At 36.9% G+C, this 22,720-nt stretch carries 20 protein-coding genes, 1 pseudogene and 1 riboswitch; of the genes and pseudogenes, 5 read left to right on the top strand and 16 right to left on the bottom strand.

Annotation, left to right across the window (positions count from 1 at the left end):
• Positions 1 to 148: 148 nt before the first annotated feature.
• The 5 genes from ABH959_RS13170 to ABH959_RS13150 all read right to left on the bottom strand — a co-directional run bounded on the left by ABH959_RS13170 (position 149) and on the right by ABH959_RS13150 (position 4,711).
• On the bottom strand, positions 149 to 1,057 hold the full coding sequence (locus tag ABH959_RS13170; protein ID WP_113936053.1) for a VOC family protein: 909 nt from the start codon (positions 1,055 to 1,057) through the stop codon (positions 149 to 151).
• A 75-nt stretch (positions 1,058 to 1,132) separates the two neighbouring features.
• Positions 1,133 to 1,924 carry an amino acid ABC transporter substrate-binding protein gene (locus ABH959_RS13165; RefSeq protein WP_113936054.1) on the bottom strand — a complete coding sequence of 264 codons (792 nt, stop codon included), beginning with the start codon at positions 1,922 to 1,924 and terminating at the stop codon, positions 1,133 to 1,135.
• Positions 1,925 to 1,935: 11 nt separating this feature from the next.
• Positions 1,936 to 2,697, bottom strand: a complete 762-nt coding sequence (locus ABH959_RS13160; protein WP_181777892.1) for an amino acid ABC transporter ATP-binding protein — start codon at positions 2,695 to 2,697, stop codon at positions 1,936 to 1,938.
• Positions 2,698 to 2,716: 19 nt separating this feature from the next.
• On the bottom strand, positions 2,717 to 3,385 hold the full coding sequence (locus ABH959_RS13155) for an amino acid ABC transporter permease (protein ID WP_002137653.1): 669 nt from the start codon (positions 3,383 to 3,385) through the stop codon (positions 2,717 to 2,719).
• A 70-nt stretch (positions 3,386 to 3,455) separates the two neighbouring features.
• Positions 3,456 to 3,562, bottom strand: a riboswitch (SAM riboswitch).
• A gap of 237 nt (positions 3,563 to 3,799) precedes the next feature.
• Positions 3,800 to 4,711, bottom strand: a complete 912-nt coding sequence (locus ABH959_RS13150) for a VanW family protein (protein ID WP_002137655.1) — start codon at positions 4,709 to 4,711, stop codon at positions 3,800 to 3,802.
• A 466-nt stretch (positions 4,712 to 5,177) separates the two neighbouring features.
• Between ABH959_RS13150 and ABH959_RS13145 the strand changes: the two genes are divergently transcribed.
• Positions 5,178 to 5,504: a hypothetical protein gene (locus tag ABH959_RS13145; RefSeq protein WP_002137656.1), complete on the top strand. Its 327-nt coding sequence runs from the start codon at positions 5,178 to 5,180 to the stop codon at positions 5,502 to 5,504.
• Between the two features lie 115 nt (positions 5,505 to 5,619).
• Positions 5,620 to 6,711 carry a DUF3900 domain-containing protein gene (locus ABH959_RS13140; RefSeq protein ID WP_002033604.1) on the top strand — a complete coding sequence of 364 codons (1,092 nt, stop codon included), beginning with the start codon at positions 5,620 to 5,622 and terminating at the stop codon, positions 6,709 to 6,711.
• A 50-nt stretch (positions 6,712 to 6,761) separates the two neighbouring features.
• Here ABH959_RS13140 and ABH959_RS13135 read toward each other — a convergent pair whose 3' ends face one another.
• Together ABH959_RS13135 and ABH959_RS13130 are read right to left on the bottom strand one after the other, a co-directional pair.
• Positions 6,762 to 6,908 (bottom strand): hypothetical protein, encoded by a 147-nt coding sequence (locus tag ABH959_RS13135; RefSeq protein ID WP_242310395.1) that lies wholly within the window; start codon positions 6,906 to 6,908, stop codon positions 6,762 to 6,764.
• Positions 6,909 to 6,940: 32 nt separating this feature from the next.
• A complete protein-coding gene (locus tag ABH959_RS13130) occupies positions 6,941 to 7,606 on the bottom strand; it encodes an LbetaH domain-containing protein (protein ID WP_242310397.1) in 666 nt (221 codons plus the stop codon).
• Positions 7,607 to 7,679: 73 nt separating this feature from the next.
• Between ABH959_RS13130 and ABH959_RS29400 the strand changes: the two are divergent.
• Positions 7,680 to 7,796 (top strand): annotated as a pseudogene (locus ABH959_RS29400) (DUF3900 domain-containing protein); the annotation flags it as partial.
• A gap of 289 nt (positions 7,797 to 8,085) precedes the next feature.
• Here the strand turns inward: ABH959_RS29400 and ABH959_RS13125 are convergent.
• The 5 genes from ABH959_RS13125 to ABH959_RS13105 all read right to left on the bottom strand — a co-directional run bounded on the left by ABH959_RS13125 (position 8,086) and on the right by ABH959_RS13105 (position 11,587).
• Positions 8,086 to 8,433 carry a hypothetical protein gene (locus tag ABH959_RS13125; protein WP_002087722.1) on the bottom strand — a complete coding sequence of 116 codons (348 nt, stop codon included), beginning with the start codon at positions 8,431 to 8,433 and terminating at the stop codon, positions 8,086 to 8,088.
• Positions 8,434 to 8,774: 341 nt separating this feature from the next.
• Positions 8,775 to 9,620: an exonuclease gene (locus ABH959_RS13120; protein ID WP_404492684.1), complete on the bottom strand. Its 846-nt coding sequence runs from the start codon at positions 9,618 to 9,620 to the stop codon at positions 8,775 to 8,777.
• A 188-nt stretch (positions 9,621 to 9,808) separates the two neighbouring features.
• A complete protein-coding gene (gene cspB / locus ABH959_RS13115) occupies positions 9,809 to 10,009 on the bottom strand; it encodes a cold shock-like protein CspB (protein WP_001179147.1) in 201 nt (66 codons plus the stop codon).
• Positions 10,010 to 10,227: 218 nt separating this feature from the next.
• Positions 10,228 to 11,127: a WD40/YVTN/BNR-like repeat-containing protein gene (locus tag ABH959_RS13110; RefSeq protein ID WP_002066483.1), complete on the bottom strand. Its 900-nt coding sequence runs from the start codon at positions 11,125 to 11,127 to the stop codon at positions 10,228 to 10,230.
• Between the two features lie 16 nt (positions 11,128 to 11,143).
• Positions 11,144 to 11,587 carry a flavodoxin gene (locus tag ABH959_RS13105; RefSeq protein ID WP_001062757.1) on the bottom strand — a complete coding sequence of 148 codons (444 nt, stop codon included), beginning with the start codon at positions 11,585 to 11,587 and terminating at the stop codon, positions 11,144 to 11,146.
• A gap of 315 nt (positions 11,588 to 11,902) precedes the next feature.
• Between ABH959_RS13105 and ABH959_RS13100 the strand changes: the two genes are divergently transcribed.
• Positions 11,903 to 13,000, top strand: a complete 1,098-nt coding sequence (locus tag ABH959_RS13100) for a phosphodiester glycosidase family protein (RefSeq protein ID WP_404492683.1) — start codon at positions 11,903 to 11,905, stop codon at positions 12,998 to 13,000.
• A gap of 39 nt (positions 13,001 to 13,039) precedes the next feature.
• Here the strand turns inward: ABH959_RS13100 and ABH959_RS13095 are convergent, their stop codons facing one another.
• The 3 genes from ABH959_RS13095 to ABH959_RS13085 form a co-directional block, all read right to left on the bottom strand.
• A complete protein-coding gene (locus tag ABH959_RS13095; protein WP_000070943.1) occupies positions 13,040 to 13,660 on the bottom strand; it encodes an acetate uptake transporter in 621 nt (206 codons plus the stop codon).
• A gap of 86 nt (positions 13,661 to 13,746) precedes the next feature.
• Positions 13,747 to 14,142: an NUDIX hydrolase gene (locus tag ABH959_RS13090; RefSeq protein ID WP_113936059.1), complete on the bottom strand. Its 396-nt coding sequence runs from the start codon at positions 14,140 to 14,142 to the stop codon at positions 13,747 to 13,749.
• The gene (locus tag ABH959_RS13085) at positions 14,139 to 14,480 is read right to left on the bottom strand and encodes an ASCH domain-containing protein (RefSeq protein WP_002128458.1); all 342 of its coding nucleotides are present in this window, start codon (positions 14,478 to 14,480) and stop codon (positions 14,139 to 14,141) included. The genes ABH959_RS13090 and ABH959_RS13085 overlap by 4 nt, the downstream gene beginning before the upstream one ends.
• A gap of 139 nt (positions 14,481 to 14,619) precedes the next feature.
• On the opposite strand from ABH959_RS13085, the gene ABH959_RS13080 reads away from it, so the two are divergent.
• On the top strand, positions 14,620 to 15,177 hold the full coding sequence (locus ABH959_RS13080) for a CatB-related O-acetyltransferase (protein ID WP_002128459.1): 558 nt from the start codon (positions 14,620 to 14,622) through the stop codon (positions 15,175 to 15,177).
• Positions 15,178 to 15,224: 47 nt separating this feature from the next.
• Here the strand turns inward: ABH959_RS13080 and ABH959_RS13075 are convergent, their stop codons facing one another.
• Positions 15,225 to 22,697 carry a DUF7507 domain-containing protein gene (locus ABH959_RS13075; protein WP_404492682.1) on the bottom strand — a complete coding sequence of 2,491 codons (7,473 nt, stop codon included), beginning with the start codon at positions 22,695 to 22,697 and terminating at the stop codon, positions 15,225 to 15,227.
• Positions 22,698 to 22,720 lie beyond the last annotated feature (23 nt).

Genomic DNA, 22,720 nt, shown 5'->3' with positions numbered 1-22,720 from the left:
CAAAATGCACTGCATACGCACAAGCTGTATCGGTTTCCTTCACTTACCTCTCATAGTGGTGGGAGATTAACTGCTCATAAACACCCGATTGGTGAAGGCTAATAATCAGTGGGGGATGAGCAAAACCCCCACTAATTAAAGTTTCACTTTATACTGCTTCTATTTCAAACTGCACTGTAATACCACTTGGATCTACTACAGTAAATCCATTTGTAGTTTCATTTATTTCATGTTGTTTTTCTATTAATCTTTCTTTCACTTCATCTAACACTTCTTTATGCGGTAGTACTATCGTATACACTTTTAGTCCCGTTGCATGTGCTGGTGGATGCGGGTTGTTTACCCCGTTCCACGTATTTGCACCAATATGGTGATGATAGCCTCCTGCCGAAATGAATAAGCAATCATCTTCACGCTGTTGTACTTCAAAACCTACTGTATCTACATAAAACTCATGTGACTTCTCCACATCAGCTATTCGTAAATGTACGTGTCCAACCACCGTTTCGGCTGGTAAGCCATCAAACTCATAATCAACGAGCACTGCTAGTTCTTTTAAATCAAGTGGCGTACTTCCTCCTGGCCCTTCTCCCCACTGATCACGCGGACGGTCTGCATATATTTCGATACCATTACCCTCTAAGTCTTGTAAATAAAATGCCTCACTATACGTATGATCACTTGCGCTATTAAACCTTGAAATTGGTAAAATTTCATTTGAATATGTATAACGCCCTTCTTGCTCAGCCGGACTATCAATTACCTTTTTATTGCGAATAACACCAAATAGTGCCGAAGCAAAAGCTTCACGAGTCGGAACTAAAAAGGCAACGTGATATATACCCGTCGTACGCGGTTCTTGTAGCGCTACATCTTCCAACTGCTCAAGAACAAGTAACGTATTCTTACCACCCTTTCCAGCTAAGTGTGCTTTGTTCTCCTCTTGTTTAATTACTTCTAACCCTACTACATTCTCATAAAAAGCAATTTGACGCTCTAAATCTTTTACTTTAAATGCAACATGACCAATACGTGTTTTCGGATGAATTTGTACCATGAATAACTTCCTCTCCAGTTCCCTTTAGTTTTTTATGTAAGTTGATAGGCAATAGGCCCGTTCAACGAATACACCTTAATTTTGTTTTTTTGTAGCATCAACTTTTAGCCATTTTTTCGATATGTCACTTAATGTTCCATCTTGCTCTAATTCTTTTAACGCCTTATTTATATCTTCTAACTTTTCACTCTTTTTTGCAAATGGAAATGCAATCTCTCCCCATTCAAGTGGGCCAAATCCAACTTTGACATTATCTAGTTTCGCCTTTGTTATTGTTGTTTCCACTTGAACTTTATCATTATAATAAGCATCGACGCGTCCAAAGCCTACTTCGTTCAATTCCGCCGTTGGGTCCTCTGAGTACGTTTTAATCGTAAAAGCATTATTTTTATTTAAAGCTTTTAACTCTTGCTCTCCTGCTGTACCAAGTCCAACACCTACAGTCTTTCCTTTTAGATCCTCTAGCGATTTAATTGTATTATTATTTTTCTTCACCGCAAAAACAGAGCCTGAATACACATACGGGATCGAAAAGTCATATTTCTTTTTTCTTTCCGGAGAAACGGATAATTCATTTGCAATTGTATCAATACGGCCTGAATCTAATAAACCGAATAATCCTTCAAAATCAGAAACATTCCATTCTATTTTATATCCAGCTTTCTTAGCGGCCGCTTCAATAATTTCAGCATCAAAACCTTTTACTTTCTCACCTTCTTTAAATATAAATGGGCTACGACCTGCAGAAGTCCCAACTTTCACTACTTTTTCATCTGTCTTTTTACTTGCTGTATTAGAACCACATGCAGACAAAGCTCCAACTGATAGTGTTAATGCTAATGTTAGTAATAATGACGATTTTCTCATAACTCTTCCTCCTAAATAACGAAATGATTTCCTTCTTCAGATGCATTTAATTGCCGTAAAAACTTTTTCGTACGTTCATTTTGTGGGTTTCGAAAAATCTCTTCTGGCGTTCCCTGCTCTACGATAATTCCATCAGCCATAAAAATAACGCGATCAGCCACCTCTTTTGCAAAATTCATTTCATGTGTAACAATAACCATCGTTATATGTTGTCTTGCCAAGTCTTTAATAACTTGTAATACCTCATTAACTAATTCTGGATCAAGTGCTGAAGTCGGTTCATCAAACAATAATACAGCTGGATTTAAAGCCATTGCCCTAGCAATCCCTACCCTTTGCTGTTGTCCACCTGATAACATTGCCGGATAAAAATCTTCTTTATCAGCTAAGCCTACTTGTTTTAATATTTCTCTCGCTATTCCATTTGCCTCTTCTTCACTTTTTTTCTGTACAGCCGTTAATGCTGTTGTAATATTTTGCAATGCTGTTTTATTTTTAAATAAATTATAGTTTTGAAAAACCATAGCTGTTTTTTGACGTAATTTTATGATTTCTTTTTGATAAAGTTTCTTCGTATGAATCTCTAAATCTTCAATTCTAATACTGCCATCATCCGGTTGTTCTAATAAATTTAAACATCGTAGTAATGTCGATTTCCCTGAACCAGAAGGTCCAATAATTACTACCACTTCCCCTTTTTTGACAGTAAGTGAGATTCCTTTCAGCACTTCATTATGTTTGTAAGATTTATACAAATTTTTTAACTCAATCACATATATCACCTCATTTCTCTTATAAATACGGTGCATCAAGTTTCTTCTCCAACCTTTTCTGTCCCCAGCTGATTACGATTGTAATAATCCAATACACAATCGCTACCGCTAAATAGCTTTCCATATAACGATACGATTGTGCCGCCAGCATTTTCGCTTGTGCCAATATTTCAGCCACTCCAAGTGCAAAAGATAACGAAGATTCTTTTAACAATCCAACAAAATTATTTCCAAGTGACGGCACTGCTACACGAATAGCCTGCGGAAAGATAATTTGTCGCATCGCTTGTGCTTTTGTCATTCCAACTGATAAACAAGCATCCATTTGCCCTGATTCCACAGCATTCAATGAACCTCGAATGATCTCTGACAAATAAGCAGCATTATTTAAACTGAGACCAATTAAAGTTGCTTGCATAGCTGTAAGTACTGTAAAAGCCGGAGATATTTGTGGCAATCCGAAATACAACACAAACAATTGAACCAATAACGGTGTTCCTCTAAAGAAAGAGATATACACCCTTGCAATTGGATATAAAAATTTCGTTTTGTTTTTTGTTATGATTGCCAAGCCAATCCCTATAAAGAAAGAAATAATCATGGAAACAACAGTAATCCCTAAAGTTATGTATACATACTTAAATAATTGCGGAAAACTTTCTAAAAAATACGTTACATCAAATTTCATTTTCTCCCCCCTCTCTAAACAAAAAAACTCTTCTTACACATATAAGAAGAGTTGAATGTTAATCCATTTCCCCCCATCTTCCAAACGCCTCATACGTTTGCTGGAATTAGCACAGTACTTTTGTAGCCTGTTGCTGAGATTTCATCGGGCCAGTCCCTCCATCTCTCTTGACAAGAAAACTAATAAATTTTTCCATTTATTAAGTTGTTATTATGAAGAATACAGCCATTTTAAAACAATGTCAATAGGAAAACTAAGAATTAAACTCAACCCTTTTTCGAACATACTAGTAATACATCAATTTACTATTCTTAATAAACTGTACACAAAAGCCATCTCCTCTGAAATTCAGAAGAGATGGCTTCAATTATAGAAACTATAAATATTTTACTTTATTATCCTTTAACTACATATTTATTTCATCTTATGTACTTCAGCAACTAACTTTCCGCCTTGAATGCCCATATAAAGCTTAACAGGAGCATCATTCGTATTTTCAAATACTAAGTCTAAATATGGATAAGCAATTGTAGCATCTCTTCCCTGCGGGACATAACCTACTGTTTTAGAATGTGTAGTTCTATCTACCATTTTCAAACCAGCTTGATCTGCTGCATTGTATAGCGTTGATGATGTTTGACAAACGCCACCACCATAACCATCTACTAATTTACCATCCACAATTTCTTTTCCTAGTTGATACCCTTTATCTGGTGTTGTATCACCGATTAATGCATTGAAAGAGAAACGGTCTCCCTTCGCTAAAACAACCCCATTTATGCTCGCGGCAGACAAACGAATATTTTCAACTCTACCACCTGCTGAGCCACCTAAATTCGTTTCATATCTACCAATTACAGTACCACTTCCTTGAGCATCACTAAGTGTTGCAACCGGTTTTTTCTCCACAATTGGTAACTGATAAGAAGAATCCCACATACCCACATTTAATAATTTAGCCACTAATTCTTTTTCCATTAACTCATAAGCAGGCTTTCCTTCTTGCCACGTTCCATCAGGTGCCAAACGGGAAGGTACCATCTTTTTATCGACACTTTTACCAACTTCACTAGCAACCTTCGTTACCGCTGCTTTGAATTTCGCTTCATCTTCAAAATAACCTAAGCTCGATAAATCTAATTTTTTCACCTCAGTACCAGTACGCCCATCCACTAAGCTAATTGAATCCTGTACATCAGCCTTAGCCTCTACAACGTTCCCTCCAAAATCACTTACTAATGCCACATCACTTACTTTTGTTCCACAACCACTTACTACAGCTACGCATAGCACCCCTACTAATATACCCTTTATTTTTCGGAACAATATACTCTCTCCTTTTCCCCAACATTATTTCTTATGTATTATTTCATTTTTATGTATCTTTTGTTACAATCATTTTACAATATATTTAGAAAATGTTACAAGTTGTTTTTTACTCTATTAAAATTACTCTTTTCTTTTGTAAATGTCTATACATATTTATATAAATTTTCGAGTTTGATAAGATTGTAACTTTTATGCAACCTATCCTCATCCAGTATATACCATTTAACAGATAAAATACAAATGTAAAACTCTTTCATTTCACCTCTTTATTCACCTGCATGCTTTAGAAACCGTAATACCGATTTTTCATATGTGATCATTATTAAACAACTTAAACCGAGCTTTTATAGGTAAAAACAATCATTCGCTTCAGTGTATATAGGTATTTGCCGTGCCACTACTCCGCTTTTGCACATACATTATGGTGAATTTAACCTATTATAAAGAAATGGAGGATTTTTTTATGTATCCCTACAACCCTTATGATTCATATAACCAATATGGTTACCAACCTCAGTATGATTTACAGGCACAATACCAACAATATATAGATCAAACAGAGCAAATTAATCCATATGATCCAAATCGCCAATTTCAACTTCCAATCTCTTTTCCTGGTGCTGGAAACCGTCAATTAGAAAGACGAGTAAATGAGCTCGAGCAAAGAGTACGTCAACTAGAAAACACAGTTGAGCGTCATACACGTAGATTAAATCGCTTAAATCAGCGTTTACGTACAGTAGAAAACAGGCTAAACATTCCATTTTCAGCATTAGAAGACGGATTTTAATTTCGAAAATAACAAATATATAAGGAAGGGACTCCCCCTTCCTTATATAAATTGACGAAAGTTTTTTCCATCTCTATACTGATAAGAGTTAATGAAATGAAACAAGGTGATAAATATGGATTTTGAAATAAATTTTCTTTCCTTTTATGTAGTACAAGTAGAAGGAAAAGGTGAAGCAGTTGATAAGCGCTATAAACATTTTCAAACATTAGACGCTGAAGAGTATGAAGATAGCTCTTTAAAAGAATTTTTGAATGGTGAATTATTAAAAATTTCAAAGCGAAAAGTAGAACGTCACGCAAAAACAGAACAAGCCCCAACGAAGATTGGTCGCTTTATTGTAGAAGAAGGGCATGAACTCGATTCAAACCCTCATTACAACTTATTTAATCGTATTCGCTTTGCAGAAACAAAAGAAAACTTCAAAGATATGAGCGAACCTCTCGTTTATACATACCTTGACACAAGCGCTGTACGTGGTGGTGTGTTTTTAATCGCTCAAGCAAAACTACGCAAATACTTTGATGATCCATTCGTATTCGTAATGAAATGTGACTTCGAACCAAAGGTTGCTTCCATTTCTGATGAATCAACACTTATTCGTAACGTTGAAATGGCCATCACAACAAAGAATATGAAATCTATTCAGTACCCATACATGCCTGAAGAAGGTATGGTGGAGCCTGGCGAACTAAAAATACACCAAGCATCACACGCCCGCTACTTTGAAGACTTCTTAAAATTCGTCGAATACGAACGCTCTATGCCTGAAATTATGAAAACACAAGTAATGGACATGGTATACGACCAAATTGAAGATGTATTTGAAGAGGGTACTGAAGAACGCGAACAATTCGACCAAGCGATGGAAGTATGGGCTGCCAGTCCGAAACGCGAAATTATGGAACAATTTTCAACCGAAGAAGTAATGGAAGCTACTGCTCAAATCGTCGAGCACGCCCCTGAAGTGGAATTAAAGCTAAAAGCAGATCATATCTCTGTGAAGGCGTTGCTTGCTGATTTCGGAGACCTAATACATATTGCAAAGGTAAACGACCGATATGTATTAATGATTGAGGCTGATACACTTACGTTTGAGAAAGGCTTCTCTCCAATTGAGTTTTTGAAGCCGGATGAATTACAAGACGTAATTGAGCGGATTGAGAATAAGCAGCAGTATAGCTATGGATCAGGAGAAATTGAATAGAATAATGTAAAGAAGACAATGACGGGTTAAATTCCATCATTGTCTTTTTATTATCGAAAACATTTCGTATCAAGAACATGCGCTGTAACGTGTCCTTCTTGTATATCTGTTAATGTTATATTGTATGATCCGGCATTTTTTTCAAATGAAGCACCATCTCTCAATGGATACGAGTCTTTTAAACCACTCTCATGCATAATAAACACTTCATCTCAAAAACTGCTAATTTTTAATGATTATACGGCATTCCGCAAGAACAACGATGCGAACCGAATAATAAGTTATACGAAGCAGGAAATTCTTGATTTACACGTTGTACTTCTCGTGCAAACTCCTCTTCGTCTTTTGGTACTCGAATGAGCGCATTTGCTTTTTCTTGTGTATCTATATTGGCTCCAGGCGGCACAAACCTGTTCGCCGCAACACGTACACCGTTTGTTACTACTGCATTGTATGAAATAACTGTTCCTTCTCCAATAATCGCATTATACACAATTGCTTTAAAACCGACGAACACCTTATTCCCTATATAACAAGGACCGTGAATGAGGGCGCCATGCGCAACACTTACTTTTTTCCCAATATAGATTGAATACTTTTTATCACCAACATAAACAAATTTATTCAATAAGCCATGTAAGATAACTCCGTCTTGCAGATTTGTGTTTGAACTAATATAAAATGGAGTTCCTTCATCCGCACGAACGCTTACATTCGGAGCTACATATACATTATCTTTAATTCTCACATCGCCTATCACACTAGAAAATGGACTTATGAAAGCAGTTCTATCAATTTTAGGATAACGTTGAATCGGATTAAATGAGGTAATAGGATTGGGGCTTATGAAGGGAGCAAACGAATGATTGTGGCTCCTACAATTTCTTTTCGTCAAGAAAACATCTCCTTTAAAATCATATATACAGTATTTTATGTACGCCCTGCTATTTTGGAGACAAGTAGTTAAAAGTATTGAGAAAGGATTCTCTTATATTGAGCTTCTGAGGCAAGATGAATTACAAGATGTGATTGAGCGGATTGAGAATAAACAGCAGTATTCTTATGATCCGAATGGGATTGAATAAATGCTTCCATATACCTATTTCTACTGAGCTCTATTAACAAGCGCTCTTTTATTTGGGACATAGTTGACATTTATATTAAAAACCGATTCTACTAAGAATCGGTTTTTCTTCTTTATAACAAATATGCTTATTTTAAAAAAATATTTTTGCTCCAAGATGACATTTCTTGTAGAATCAAGCATATTTCCATGAGAGACATCTACTTCAATATTTCTAGTTGACCAAGTCCTTCTATAAGTTTTTGGTGTTTTTCCTTTTAGTCATTATGTATGTTGTTAAAATGAAAATTTCACTTTACTACCTCAAATTTATTGTACTCGTAAAAAGATAATTGAAAACGATATTCCGGATGCTCTCTCACCCAATCGTAGGCTTCTTCTAAAATATCCATTTTATTTTGCACGTCATTAAGTTCACTACATTCGTTCCTTTTCTGTTTACATAGAGGACAGAACCCACCCACTATCTCGGCATTCATCGCACGAATCGTTTTACTTTCTAAGTCAACTACTAGACGAAGAATAAGAGAATGCTCCGCTTTTGTAGTCACCATCATTTCAGCAATTCCATCCTCATTCCAAAAGACACCATTTAATTCCATCTGTACGGTGACATCTTTGATTTCCAAGTCTATCACTATCACACCTCCCTTGTATAAGACTCTTACCTTACTCTTCGATTTTAATCTTTAATACACCACGAGTTAAAGATATATTAAGCTTTTTCCAATTCTTCTTCTTTGCTATGAAAGGAAGTGTAATTAGTGCAAATAGTGTGGTAAATATTATCAAAAAAACTAAAATGGTTAAAATGTTAAAGATTGCTTCCATTAAACTACACTCTTTTCTATGTATATCCGTACTAAAAACAACAAAATATTCCATTAACAATACAGGACAAGCCGTGAATTTTCCAACTAAACTTCAGCAACTTAATCCTAAAGTCTAGTTGTACATATGAATAAAATAAATTTTATTACTAACTTTCTTCTACTACTTTCTCCATCTCAGCCAAATACCTAAGCTGCCGCTCCGCTTTTCTCACCGCAGTAGGAAAGTGTTTTTTCAGAAGTTCTACTGCTGATTCACTTATATAATATCTTTCCGTTATACTTTCCCACGTGTCACTGCTTTCAAATGCACTCCATACAAAAGGACGCTCTGTATTTTTTCTCAGTTCTTTAAACACCCATTTCCGCATCCTTTTTTTCGCTTTTTCTGTTAGTTTTCCGTTCTTTACAAGTTCAAGCTCACCATGTCTCTTGTATCGCTTGTTAATATCTCTCTCGCCATATACCTTCAGAAAGATATTTGCTGTATTCTCAGCATCTGCTAAAGCCCGGTGCTGCTTCCCTTCCCATGTTAAGCCGAGCTGATCCACTGCAAATTGTAAACTTGGTGTATGCTCAAATAATTCTTCATACGCTTGAAAAACAAATTTTTGCACATCAAATCTGCTCTCTTTTTCCATACATGGGCATTCTACACCGTATAATGTACAATCTTGAGATAGAAAACGGTAATCTTCTTTTCCCCATGAAATAAATATAGAATCTTCTCCGATGAACTGAATAAATTTCTCTATAATTTGAGGGAAATTCCCTACACCTATTAAATCTTTCTTTGTAATTCCAGTTAATTTTGTTGTATGACGAGTTAATGGGGCACCTGGTTTTACTAACTCTGAAAATTCTCCAATAACCTTCATTGTACTCACATCTATTTTTACAGCTCCAATATCAACTATTTCTGACGGATCTTCTGATTTATACGGCCTAAAATTCCTTTCAATATCAAACACAATGAAGTGTGTAGCGTTTTTCAATTTATTTACCTCTTTCTAAATTCCTTTTCACACACATACTTTATTTTCAGTATTTATTTATTAATGCACTTTATGCATGAAAAACTTCACATAAAAATAAAAAATTCAGTCTTATTATTACATGTACATAGGAGGATATTCAATAAAAACGCAAAAAAAAAGAAGGGCAAGCCCTTCTTTTTTCATAATTACTTCTTGTTTACGTTTGTAGCTTGAGGTCCACGGTTACCTTGTTCTACTTCGAAAGTAACTTCTTGACCTTCTTCTAAAGATTTGAAGCCGTCGCCTTGGATAGCTGAGAAATGAACGAATACGTCTTCTCCGCCTTCAACCTCGATGAAACCGAAACCTTTTTCTGCGTTAAACCATTTTACTTTACCGTTTTGCATTTAAAAAATCCTCCTACAATGTACCTATATGTACATATTCATTTTCAACCACTTTACAATAATACATCATATATTAAAAAACTGCAACCCCAGAGGAGATTTAACATTGCTATCCTCCTCGGAAGTTACAGCTCATTTAAATCTCTATATTATTAAAAGTAAAATGGTTTAAAGTAACTATATCATACCAATATAATAAAAGTAAAGTTTTTTTAAAGTTATACAGCTTTTTTTTTCCACTGCATCGCTTTTAATTCACCTGATCCAGCTACAACATAGCCTTCTTTTTCATTAACAATGCGCCAACCATGCCCTTTAACCGAATCACATACTGTAACAATTCCTTCTTCAAGAAGCACACGGCAAACAGTGCTAATCCCCGCCTTATTTTGCGTTGACGTTGTATATAACACATGTTGATCCACACTTAAATCTAAATAACTACTCGCTTTTTGTTCACTTTGACATGTATGCCAACCTATTTTATCACTTTCGATACTCTCATCTATTCTGCAAAAAGAAATATTTCCGCTAATTCCCTTGCACGATCCACTTGCCGCTACTAAATAGGAATTATGTATAGTCAACGCAGAAATCATCTGATTCATCGCTATTTTAATCCTTTTTAATTTACGTGTCTCTAAATCAAAAAGCCAAACACCACCATATTTAGTATGTATTTTCGTACCGATAAATAAGTAATGTTTATATAAAAATAATGATCGAATAGATGGTGCCTCACTACCGTAATTAAGAAATGGCTGAATAGTCTCCCATGTGGAACCAAAATTATTAGAATGATACAGTGTTTTATCTCCATGAGCAATTACTGTTCCATTCTCATTACTACATACATTCCAGCTCGTTGCTTTCGTTGGAAAGCGCTGGATCGTCCACGTTTCTCCACCATTCATACTACGAATAAAAACTCCTTCGTCCCCTACTCCGTAAACTACGTTACCTTCACTATGTAAATCTCGAATTCGTTTTTGGAAACCAGTTAAAGCCTGTTTCCATTCTCCATCTTTTTCAATGAATAAACCATTATATGTAGTAGCTAACAAAAGCTTTCCATCTCTTAACTTTGTAATAGCAGTTGCACTTAACATTGTTTCCACGTTGACACTCCCGTTCCTAGAACTTCTCGGCAAAAGCAATTGCAAAATCACTGCATTTTTCAACGTCTTCTTTATCTTCTGGAGCTAATTCAATTTTCAATCCTTCTTGTACAAGTTCTGCCCCGCATTTTACAAGACGTTCTTCAAATATCGTTACCGCTTCACAAAACAGCTCATACGCCGTATCACCTGATCCAAAAACAGCCACTTTTTTACCCGTTAAATCTATATTTTCTAACTCATCATGGAAATCTTCCGCTTCAAATGGTAATTCACCATCACCCCACGTATAAGATCCTAAAATGATTCCATCATAAGCTAATAATTCTTCAGCATCCATACCTTCCATCTCTTGCAATACTACTTCGTGATCAAAGGCATCTAAACTTACTTTAATTAAGTCAGCAATACTCTCTGTATTCCCTGACATACTTGCATACGCTATTAAAATTTTCGCCACTTTGGCATCCCCCTCTTACAATAATTGATTCTCATTCTCATTATATTAATGATGAGAATCAATTTCAATTATTATTTTCATCCAATTTATATCCTTTTCATTTATGCTAAAAGAAATGGTACATCTGACTATTCCCTTTTCATTTTGAGTATTAACATTCATATTCATCTATTGCCAAATCTAGTTTCTCAACTTATTGTATATACATCCTTTCACATTTAATATGTTGCATATATAATGCGAAAGGCCATTTACACATTTCATTATTTTTAGGCAACAAACAATTTCGATCTTACAAAAAGAGGAGTCTTTCTAATGAAAAAATTTTTTATTAGACTTTTAAAAATATCATCCCTTTTGACAGCACTATTATTAACAGTGGGTGCCATTATTCTATTTGGCACTTCATACGGCCATAATTTACGTGTCATCGCAGCGGAAAGTATTTTAACGTCTCAACATCCGCAATACGCAAAAATTACATTACTGTCTGATAACGAGTTAAATGATATTTCTCAATCCATTACAAATCCAAAATGGAAAAATAGCGATTTTGCCAATACTAAACTTTCAAAACAAGAATTAGAGCGAAAGAAAAATGCACCATTAAACGTTTCGATTGAAACGATAAAGAAAAAATACAATGATCATTTTTTTGAAGGTAAATTAATGACTATTAGTAATCCATTAAATGTAAAGCTCGTTACACAACAAGGTTCAGAAGGGAAAGACGTTGGAGAAAAAATATATGTCATGGCAAAACGAAACCATGCACTTGCTGCTGTAAATGCTAGTGGGTTCTGGGATGAAACGGGGCATGGTGGTGGTAAAACAGGCATCGGTATTGTTATTGAAAACGGGAAAGTTATCAACACACCGCAAGACATTAATACCCCTACTCTCGTCAGTGGACTTACAAAATACGGACAAATGGTTTCAGGAGAGTTTTCTGCTAATCAACTGTTAAATAAGAATGTCGTTTCCGCTGCTGGCTTTATGCCTCAACTAATTGTAAATGGCGAAAAAATGATTACAAATGATGGCGGATGGGGCTATGGTCCCCGAAGTATTATGGCTCAGAAAAAAGATGGATCAATTATGTTTTTCATCATTGATGGAAGACAACCTCATAGTATCGGAGCTTCTTTAAGAGACTGCCAAGATATTCTTTATGAAAAAGGGGCCATAAATGCAATGGCAATGGACGGGGGCTCGTCAGCAACATTGTACGCAATGGGAGACATTTTAAACATCCCTTCAACCTTATCTCATAAATCACGCTATTTACCAAACGCCTGGGTTGTTACCTCGAACCCTAAGCAACAAGTTCGTGTAACGATAGATGGCAACCCAGCAAGCTCTCAAAAGATTTCCGAAATGACAGGATCTACTGCTGTAGCAATAAATAAATAAAAAAGAACAGATGACTATACAATCATCTGTTCTTTTTTATTACTTTTTAAAAATACCAAATGGTTTTCCAACTGGTAATACAACTTTTCCGAAGTGTGTATTTAACACGGCTGCTGCTGAACCATAGAAAGATAATAATGAAATACATAGTTCAGAATACGCTGCTAAATTATGCATTGCGTGCGGCATAACACCTAAAGTACTTAATGAAAGACCGATAAATAAGAAATCAATAAGGACGAAAATCATAAATAATACTTTATGTGTTTCCATTGCACCAATTGTCATAAAGATCGTGAAAATCAAGTATCCGATAAAGGCTACACCAAGCTGTTTTGAATCTGCAGTTTGGGCTAATTTTTCGCCAAATACTCCGAGTTGAATTAACCAAGTCATTCCAACACCTAACCAAAATAGGCCGTACGCACCAAATGCTGTTGTACCGAACGTATTGTTGTGCTTTGCATCGTGAATGCATGCAAAGATTTGTGCAAATCCTCCTAAAAAGATTGCCCATGGTAATACAAGTGAAACGCCATCTGTTAAGCCTAACTTTTGAGACGATGCTACAAGTGTTACCATCGCTAATCCAAATAGACCGATTCCAGATGGATCTGCTGTTGTCATTTTCACATGATGTGTAGTAGTTTGATTGCTCATATAAACCTCCTGATTATAAACATACTCGAATACAATACTTAAATCAGAAGGCTATGTCAATGGTTTTTTTTGTATGTTGTCAGACCTTATATTCCATAATAATCAAATACACATTTGGCCACATCATAAGGTTTTACATTTAAATTTGGCAACTCATTTACCGGCATCCATAAAGGAATATAACTCCCTCTATCTTTCAGCTCGAACTCCTCGCCTTTACCACTTCCGAAAACTCCACCTATAATATGGGCATTATAATAATACTCCGTACCTTTATACTCCACCTTTGCAATCAGATGCTCCACTTGTATATGTATCCCTAATTCTTCATAGACCTCTCGCTTCGTTGCTTCTTCAGGTGTTTCTCCTTCTTCAATTCCCCCACCTGGAAAAACAAAATACATTTCACCTTCTCGAACACGTTTTATAAGAGCGATTTTACCACCTTGTATAATTATAGCTGCACCGCGATTTCTTCTCACTTTATTACCTCAACACCAATCGCAACTGTTCCCCATTCTTTTTCTTGTTCTTTCGTATATATTCCGTATGTACTTTCTAACATTTCTTTTATACTAAGTTCTTCACAATCAAATAATTTTTTATCAATTTGTTCGTACATTGCTTTAAAGCTTTCGTATCGTTTTATCTCCGTTACTTTTACAGCCATCGTTTCTGCTGTCGTAAGGTTCGTAAATACAATTTCATCGTCTTGTTTTATAAGTTGACGTTTTTTATCGTATAAGCGTACTTCATATACTTTTTTCCCCAATTGAATCGACTGAAAAGGTTTATTATATAATCCCATTTCGTATCTCATACATTTCACTCCCTTTTATTCATCTTGCCTACTAACATTTTTGCACATTACTATTTCATACAACATAGTTCGCCTTACTTCACCTTGCATATAATGTTCCATATCCATTACTTTCTTTAGAGAGGATGCTAAAATTGGTATGTTATATTTAAATCAAAAACCTGAATATAATAAATATGATATCGGTGATTATACTTACAGTAAAGTAGGCCCTATTATTTTTTCTTGGAATGATGAAACAAAATTAAAAATAGGTAAGTTTTGTTCATTAGGAGAAGAAGTCGTTTTCGTACTTGGCGGTGAACATCGTGCTGATTGGATAACAACTTATCCATTTAATGTCCTCTTCGAAGAAGGAGCACACATTACTGGTCATCCTTCTTCAAAAGGTGATATCGTAGTCGGCAATGATGTATGGATTGGTTATCAATCCTGCATTTTATCTGGTGTTACAATTGGTAACGGGGCCATTATCGGGGCCAAGAGTGTTGTTACAAAAGACGTACCTCCATATGCAATCGTCGCTGGTAATCCTGCCAAACTAGTTCGATATCGTTTCCCGCAAGAAATCATTGAAAAACTAGAAAACCTTGCATGGTGGGACTGGGACATTTCCGTTATAAAAGGAGCTATTCCATTTCTACTCTCCAACAAAGTCAACGAATTTTTCACTTCTCCCGAAGAAGAAGCTACTTGATCTAAACAAAAAGAGCATCCTATTCTTTCAGGATGCTCTTTTTGTGTTTATTTTTTATTTATTCGCAACTGATTACACGGAGAACAGTGAAATGGAATTTTGTCTAAACAATTAAAGTTTGTTTCACAAATTTGTTCTGTCGTTGGAACAAATGGAATGACAACTATGTTACTATCTATTATTTGTGTAACAGGTGGCAATACTGTGCCTACTTGATGTTCGAAGCGAATACTCGCTTGATTAATATAATTTCCTGAACCACTTGGTGCACTCTGAACTGTTACTTGGAACGAAACTGTCCGTGCTTCACCTGGATTTAAACTTCCTATAAGAAACCCTGATACTGGGCTTACATTTGGCACTGGCGTATTATCAACAGTTACACTTCCAGGAACAAATCGAAAACTACTATCTAACATATCTTGAAAACGAATATTTTGTATCGCTGTATCCCCCGTATTCGTAATAACTGTCGTAAACGTAATAACATCGCCTATCGTTGCTGATTGAAGATCTGCCGTTTTTACGACTGTTGTTGAAACATTTTGAGGAATAAACGGGATAACAACTGTATTACTATCGCCTTCAACTACTACTGGCGGCTCATTAGGATTTACAGTTGCAAGCCCATTCGCTGTAGCTGTATTTGTAACTAAATTATTTATTTGCCCTCCTGTTATTACAACTTGGAAATTAATAATCGCTGCATCATTTGGCTGAAAATCACCTAAAGGGATACCAGTATTCGGATTGGCAAATGGAAAAGGTACATCATTTACTGTTACCGTGCCACTTATAAATAAAGTATTTGGATCAATGATGTCTGCTAAAATAATATTCGTCACAGGAACTGTACTATCATTTATAACAGCAATTCCGTAAGTGACAACATCTCCTACCATTGCTACTTCAAAATCCGCTCCTTTTGCAACAAACAAAATTGCAGTATTAACCGTAACAATAACTGTATTACTTGTGTCCACCACTGTAACTGGTGGCTCTCCTGGTACTAAAATATACTCTGCTAATGCCCCAGCAACGTTCACTACCGTACCACCATCAGGAAAACTTATAATCGTAGCTTCATATGTTACAATCACCGTTTCACCGACGGGGATATCTGGTATCGTAAATCCAATCTGTGGATTTAACCCCGGCTGTGGTATTCCATTTATCGTTACACTATTTGGGACAAAATCAGCTTCCTGAGATAACACGTCTATAAATTGAACATTCATCGCATCAGCCGTACCAGTATTTAATATACGAACAGTATACGTTACCGTTTCTCCTACTCCAACAATTGGATGATCTACTTCTTTTAGCATATCTAAACTACCTCTATTTACTGGAGTTACTGTCGTATTACTCGAACTCGTAATTGTAAACGGTGGTTCTCCTGGAATAAGTTCAAAACTACCCGTTACACTCGCCGAATTCATAATGCTATTAGAAGGCGGGATTGAGATTACAGTTACTTCAAACGTTATGAGTACACTAGCTCCTACTGGGAGATCCGGTAATGAAAAGCCTACAAAAGGATCTAAACCTACTTGCGGAATCCCATTTATCTGTACACTCCCTGGAACGAATTCTAAACTAGGTGATGGAACGTCAATAAATTGCACATTTGTCGCTGCTACCGTTCCTGTATTTGTAACTTGCACACTATACGTTAACGTATCTCCTAATCGCGTCGCCTGTTTGTTGACAGTTTTTATAACATTGAATCGCCCTCTATTTACCCTTGTTATTGTCGTATTACTCGGCTCTGTTACTACAACTGGTGGTTCTCCTGGTACTAAAGTAAAACTTCCTGTTATATTTGCAACATTCGTTATCGTTCCTGAAGATGGAATATTTGTCACTGTCGCTTGGAACGTCACTATAGTCGTATTGCCAACAAGTATATCGCCAATTCCAAACCCAGTAATCGGATTCAAACCAGGTTGCGGAGTTCCATTTACCGTTACACTATTTGGGACAAATGACGCTCCTGCTGAAATCGTATCAATAAACTGAACATTGTTAGCTGTTACTGTTCCCGTATTCGTTATTTGAACTGTATACGTTAATACATCGCCAACGAGAGTCGCCGCCCTGTTCACCTGTTTTATAACATTAAATCGTCCTCTATTTACAGTTGTGAGTGTTGTATTGCTTGGTTGGTTTACTATAACTGGTGGTTCTCCTGGTACTAATATAAAGCTTCCAGTCACATTTGCCGTATTGGCAATCGTTCCGTTTGATGGCACACTGACGACGGTTACTTGGAAGGTTACTTCTACACTTTCACCTGGATTTATATCTGGAAGCGGGAATCCATTATTAGGATTGAATCCAGGTTGTAACACACCGTCTATCGTTACACTGTTCGGTATGAATGTTATAGAGGAAGGTAATACATCACTATATTGAACATTCGTCGCTGTCACTGTTCCCGTATTTTGAACTACTGTTGTATATGTGATTGTATCTCCTACTGCAACAACCGGCTGACTTACTGATTTTAAAACATTCAAACCAGATTCATTTATTTTCGTTAATGTCGTGTTACTTGTCGTTGTTTCAGTAATAGGCGGCTCTGTTTCACTTACAGCAAATGTAGCCGTAACATCCACAAAGTTAACAACTGTTCCACCTTGAGGTATGCTCGTTACCATCTCTTGGTATGTGACAAGTACAAAATCACCTACAGGTATATCTGGAACTGTAAAGCCTATGAACGGATCTAATCCAGGTTCTGGTATTCCGTTTATACTCACACTTCCTGGAACAAATGCTACACCACTCGTACTAGAATCAAGAAATTGAACATTTGTTGCCGGCACTGTTCCAAAGTTAAAAATTAGTACATCGTAAGTTAATATTTCTCCAACCGTTGCTGCCTCTTTATCTACTAGTTTTAATGGGAAAATAGACGCTATATTAATCGTCGTAACGACTAAATTTGTTAATATCGTTTCCGTAATCGGTGGTTCCTGCGGATTTGGTTGTGAAGTAAATGTAACGTCAGCATCGTTTAATATGACTTCATTATCTGGAATCTCTGTAATCGTCACTTGGAATGTTACCGTAATACTTCCACCAGCATTTAATGACGGAGTAACTGTAAACCCTATTTCAGGATTTACACCAAGTTGCTGTATTCCACCTATCGTTACACTATTTGCGACAAATGTTGATCCTTCTGGAATGACATCTTGGAAGAGTACATCTGTAACAGGTATAATTCCTACATTCGTTATTAGAACGGTATACGTTAATACATCTCCAACAGCTCCAGCAGCAACATTTACAGTTTTTGTTGCTGTTACTTCACCAGGAGGAGGTAACGGTATTGTAACTACTGTCGTATTACTTGAATTTGTCGTTGTTACAGGCGGTTGTAAAGGATTTAATAAAAAAGTGGCTGTAGCAGATGCTGTGTTCAGTACTGCTCCACGTGTAGACGGTGCAACTACCGTAACTTGGAACGTTACTGTCAATGATGTTCCAGCTGCGATATTAGGGAGCGGGAAACCAACATTTGGGTCAAAGCCAGGTTGAGGCGTTCCATTTATCGTTACACTATTTGCGACAAATGTTGTTTCTGTTGCAATCGGATCAATGAAAGAAACATTCGTCGCTAGTACTGTGCCATTATTTCGAATGACAACAGAATACGTGTAAGTCTCTCCAAGTGCTGCTTGTTGTACAGATGAAGATTTTTGTATATTTAACTGTGCCGTATTTACCTGTGTCACTACAAAATTACTATTCGTAACAGTCGTTATAGGAGGTCCTGCCGGATTTATAAGGAAACTTGCAGTAACGTTCGATTGATTTCTTATATTCCCTCCACTTGGAACACTCGTCACTGTAACTTGAAACGTAATGGTAGCGGTTTGCCCGACTGGAATATTTGGTACTGGAAAACCTGTCATAGGATTCGCGCCTTGCTGAACAACTCCATTTATCGTTACACTATTCGCTACAAATGTAGCTCCAGTTGGGATTGGATCTTGAAAAATGATATTTGTTGCAGGAACAGTTCCTGTATTTTGAATAAGAATCGTATACGTTAACGTATCTCCTATACCTGCTTGTGGTGTATTTACACTCTTCATTACATTAAGTGATCCTACATTCACTCGCGTCACAACAATATTACTAATCGTTACAATTGTAATTGGTGGCTGGAGAGGACTTACTTGGAAATCAGCAGTGACATTCGCATTATTCGGAAGAACTCTATTTGATGGTACACTTGTAATTAACACTTGGAAAGTAACTGTTACCATCGTACCTACCGGAATATTAGCAAGCGGAAATCCAGTTGTCGGATCTAAACCAGGTTGAGATATCCCGTTTATTGTTACACTATTCGCAACAAACGTTGTTCCAGATGGAATCGGATCAACGAATGATACATTTGTCGCTGCTACTGTTCCACTATTTTGTATACGAACTGTATACGTTAGCGTATCTCCTACACCAGCTTCACTAGCACTTACGCTCTTCATTACATTTAGCCCTGAAGAATTCACAACTGTCATAACAGTATTACTTGGTACTGTTACAGTAATTGGTGGCTCTGTTGGATTTACAAGGAAATCTCCAGTTACATTCGCATTATTTACGACATTATTTCCTTGGGGAATTTCATCAATTAATACTTCAAACGAAACAATTACACTTGCGCCAGTAGGCAAATTATTTAGTGGGAATCCAAGTTCTGGATCTGCTCCTTCTTGTAAAACACCATTAACTAATACACTGTTTTCAATAAATAATGTCCCTTGCGGAATTGAATCTTGGAAAAATACATTTGTCGCTGGTACACTACCTGCATTTATGATTTCGATTGTATATACTAAAACATCCCCTACCGTTGCAACATCCGTATTGACTGATTTCACAACTTCAAAATTCCCTGATTGTACAGTTGTGTTAACAATGTTACTAGGAACATTAATTGTTACTGGTGGTTCACTCGGATTCACTTGAAAACTTGCTGTTACATTTGCTTGATTTAAAATATCTTCATTTTCTGGATCCTGTACAATTAATACGTCAAATGTGACGACGACTGTTTGAGCCGCAGGAATATTTGGAAGAGAAAATCCTGGATTCGGATTCAATCCACTTTGCGGTACTCCATTAATTGTCACAGAATTTGCAACAAATGAAACAGCAGAAGGAATAGGGTCTTGGAAAAATACATTTGTTAGCGGAACGTTTCCTGTATTTTGAACGGCAATCGTATACGTTAAAGTATCCCCTACTGCTGCTTGCGTTGTATTCACTTCTTTTATTACATTTAAACCACCTGTATTAACTTGTGTTACAACGGTATTCGTTTGCCTATTAATCGTTACTGGCGGTTGATTCGGAATAACGACGAAATTAGCAGATACATTACCGCGATTCGCAATCGTGCCTCCTGATGGGGTAGATGTAACTCGTACTTGAAAAGTCACCGTTCTACTTCCACCTGGAGATATATTCGCTACCGTAAACCCAGTCGCTGGATTTGCCCCAGGTTGCGAAACTCCATCAACAGTTACACTATTTGGTATAAAAGTCGTTCCAATTGGGATTGGATCTTGAAAAATAACGTTCGTCGCCAGTACATTTCCTGTATTTTCAATTGTAACGGTATACGTAAGAACGTCGTTAACCGTCGCAAAAGCTTTATCCACTGTTTTTCTCGTTCTTATATCAGCTATATTTATTGTAGTAAATACTGTATTACTTGTCGCTTGGCCTGAAATTGGTTGTTGACCAGGAACCGGAATAAAGTTAAACGTTGCACTTGCACGGTTCGGAATTGGATTTACAAGCGGATTAGATGTCACTCGAACTTGAAAGCGTACTACAGTCGTTTGCGAAGCATTAATACTTCCAAGATTAATACTACTTGCTGGATTCGCTCCTGGTCGAGCTACTCCATTTACCGTAACACTATTTGTTACAAACATTGTTCCAGCAGGTATACTATCGACAAAAATAACATTATTTGCAGCGACATTCCCATTGTTCGTGACATTCACTGTGTACGTTAATATGTCATTAAGTGTTGCCGTCTGTAGATCTACAGATTTTTGCAAACTTACATTTGCGCGATTTACCGTCGTCTGTACTGTATTTGAAGAAGCTGTACTTGTGATAGGAGGACTTCCAACAAAAGGACGGAATTGGTATGACACCATTGCACGATTTGAAATTGGATTTGGACTTGGGAATGACGTAACTCTCACTTGAAATGTAACAACTCTTTGAGCATTATTCGGTATCGTTCCTAAATTAATTCCACTAGCTGGATTGGCGCTCGGCTGAGTTACTCCACCTACTGTAACACTGCCTGCTATAAACGTCGTTCCATTCGGAATACTGTCTTGTAATACAACGTTTTCTGCACTTCCTGTCCCTGTATTCGGAACAGTAATCGTATAAGTGAGAATATCACCTACTGCTGCAACGGTTTTATCAACAGATTTAACGGGATTTATAATTGGCCCTGTCGCATCAATTTGAACACCAAAACCAGCTGCAGCATATCCATCTCCATTTGTAACGAAGCGAACAGTCGCTGACGTTTGATTATTTACTAAGGATGACGAAGCATCTACATTCGTAATATCCCATCCTTGTCTTCGGACGGCCAAAGCTATCCCTAACGGCTGATTCAAATTTCCAAAGGTGCCAGTTGTATCTAAATTCCCACTATCATTACAAATTTGTGACTGAAAGAAATTATTTGCGGGATTTCTCGGTCCGAATAAAGCAACTGTAGCATTTGCATTCGGTCCAAAGCGAAGCTGATCTCCAACAATGCTAGAATCACCTTCTTGAGCAGTTACGAGCACTCTTCCTGTAACAGCTCCTGTTGCCGGAGTTGCAAATCCTGAAATAGTAGCATCAACTGGTGGCGATGAAGCATCGATAATTTCTTGACCTGCATATACTGACAAATTCCGAAGTGGTAAACTTGCATTTTGATAAACTACCTCAAGCGTCCAGCCAGCTGAACGACTGATTGTTGGATCAGCTGAAGTTCTTGCAGCCGGTACAGCACCCGTTGTATATGTTCCCGCTCCCCCTGTATTAACAAGATTCGTTACATTAGCAGAGCGAACATAATAAAACTGGTTCCCAACTGAACCTTGCTGCGCAGTTGCAGGATCTGGTGCAACAGAAAATGTTCCTGCTGGTGTTGTAAATGAAATATTATCATTTAAAAATGCTGTAACATCCTCTGTATCGGTCCGGTATGTGCCGGCCCATACTAGTTCTGCGTATAAAACACTACTCCCTGCTGGAAGGTTCAAAATTGCACTTGAAGAATTTAATGGCCAGTCATTCGTTGTTCCTGCCGGGAATCCAGGTACTTGAAGCGATGTATTTATCGTTGTAAACACATCAATCGTACCGAAGTTATTGTTTGGTGCAGGTGAGGTAGGACTTAGTCCCAACGTGTTCCCGGTGAACGTGACGGCACCAGTTACTGTTGTTGTAAAACGATTCATAAAAGGCACACAATCATCTCATTTCATTTATA

The organism is Bacillus sp. RC51 (assembly GCF_044908115.1).
Lineage (GTDB): Bacteria > Bacillota > Bacilli > Bacillales > Bacillaceae_G > Bacillus_A > Bacillus_A mycoides.
The sequence above is the reverse complement of the archived record's forward strand: the minus strand, read 5'-3'. Positions and strand labels throughout refer to the sequence as shown.

What these genes read in the sequence shown, in the direction of transcription:
- ABH959_RS13170 (WP_113936053.1), bottom strand. Translation starts at nt 1,057, where the DNA reads ATGGTACAAATTCATCCGAAAACACGTATTGGTCATGTTGCATTTAAA.
- ABH959_RS13165 (WP_113936054.1), bottom strand. Translation starts at nt 1,924, where the DNA reads ATGAGAAAATCGTCATTATTACTAACATTAGCATTAACACTATCAGTT.
- ABH959_RS13155 (WP_002137653.1), bottom strand. Translation starts at nt 3,385, where the DNA reads ATGAAATTTGATGTAACGTATTTTTTAGAAAGTTTTCCGCAATTATTT.
- ABH959_RS13145 (WP_002137656.1), top strand. Translation starts at nt 5,178, where the DNA reads ATGTATCCCTACAACCCTTATGATTCATATAACCAATATGGTTACCAA.
- ABH959_RS13140 (WP_002033604.1), top strand. Translation starts at nt 5,620, where the DNA reads ATGGATTTTGAAATAAATTTTCTTTCCTTTTATGTAGTACAAGTAGAA.
- ABH959_RS13135 (WP_242310395.1), bottom strand. Translation starts at nt 6,908, where the DNA reads ATGCATGAGAGTGGTTTAAAAGACTCGTATCCATTGAGAGATGGTGCT.
- cspB (WP_001179147.1), bottom strand. Translation starts at nt 10,009, where the DNA reads ATGCAAAACGGTAAAGTAAAATGGTTTAACGCAGAAAAAGGTTTCGGT.
- ABH959_RS13100 (WP_404492683.1), top strand. Translation starts at nt 11,903, where the DNA reads ATGAAAAAATTTTTTATTAGACTTTTAAAAATATCATCCCTTTTGACA.
- ABH959_RS13095 (WP_000070943.1), bottom strand. Translation starts at nt 13,660, where the DNA reads ATGAGCAATCAAACTACTACACATCATGTGAAAATGACAACAGCAGAT.
- ABH959_RS13085 (WP_002128458.1), bottom strand. Translation starts at nt 14,480, where the DNA reads ATGAGATACGAAATGGGATTATATAATAAACCTTTTCAGTCGATTCAA.
- ABH959_RS13080 (WP_002128459.1), top strand. Translation starts at nt 14,620, where the DNA reads ATGTTATATTTAAATCAAAAACCTGAATATAATAAATATGATATCGGT.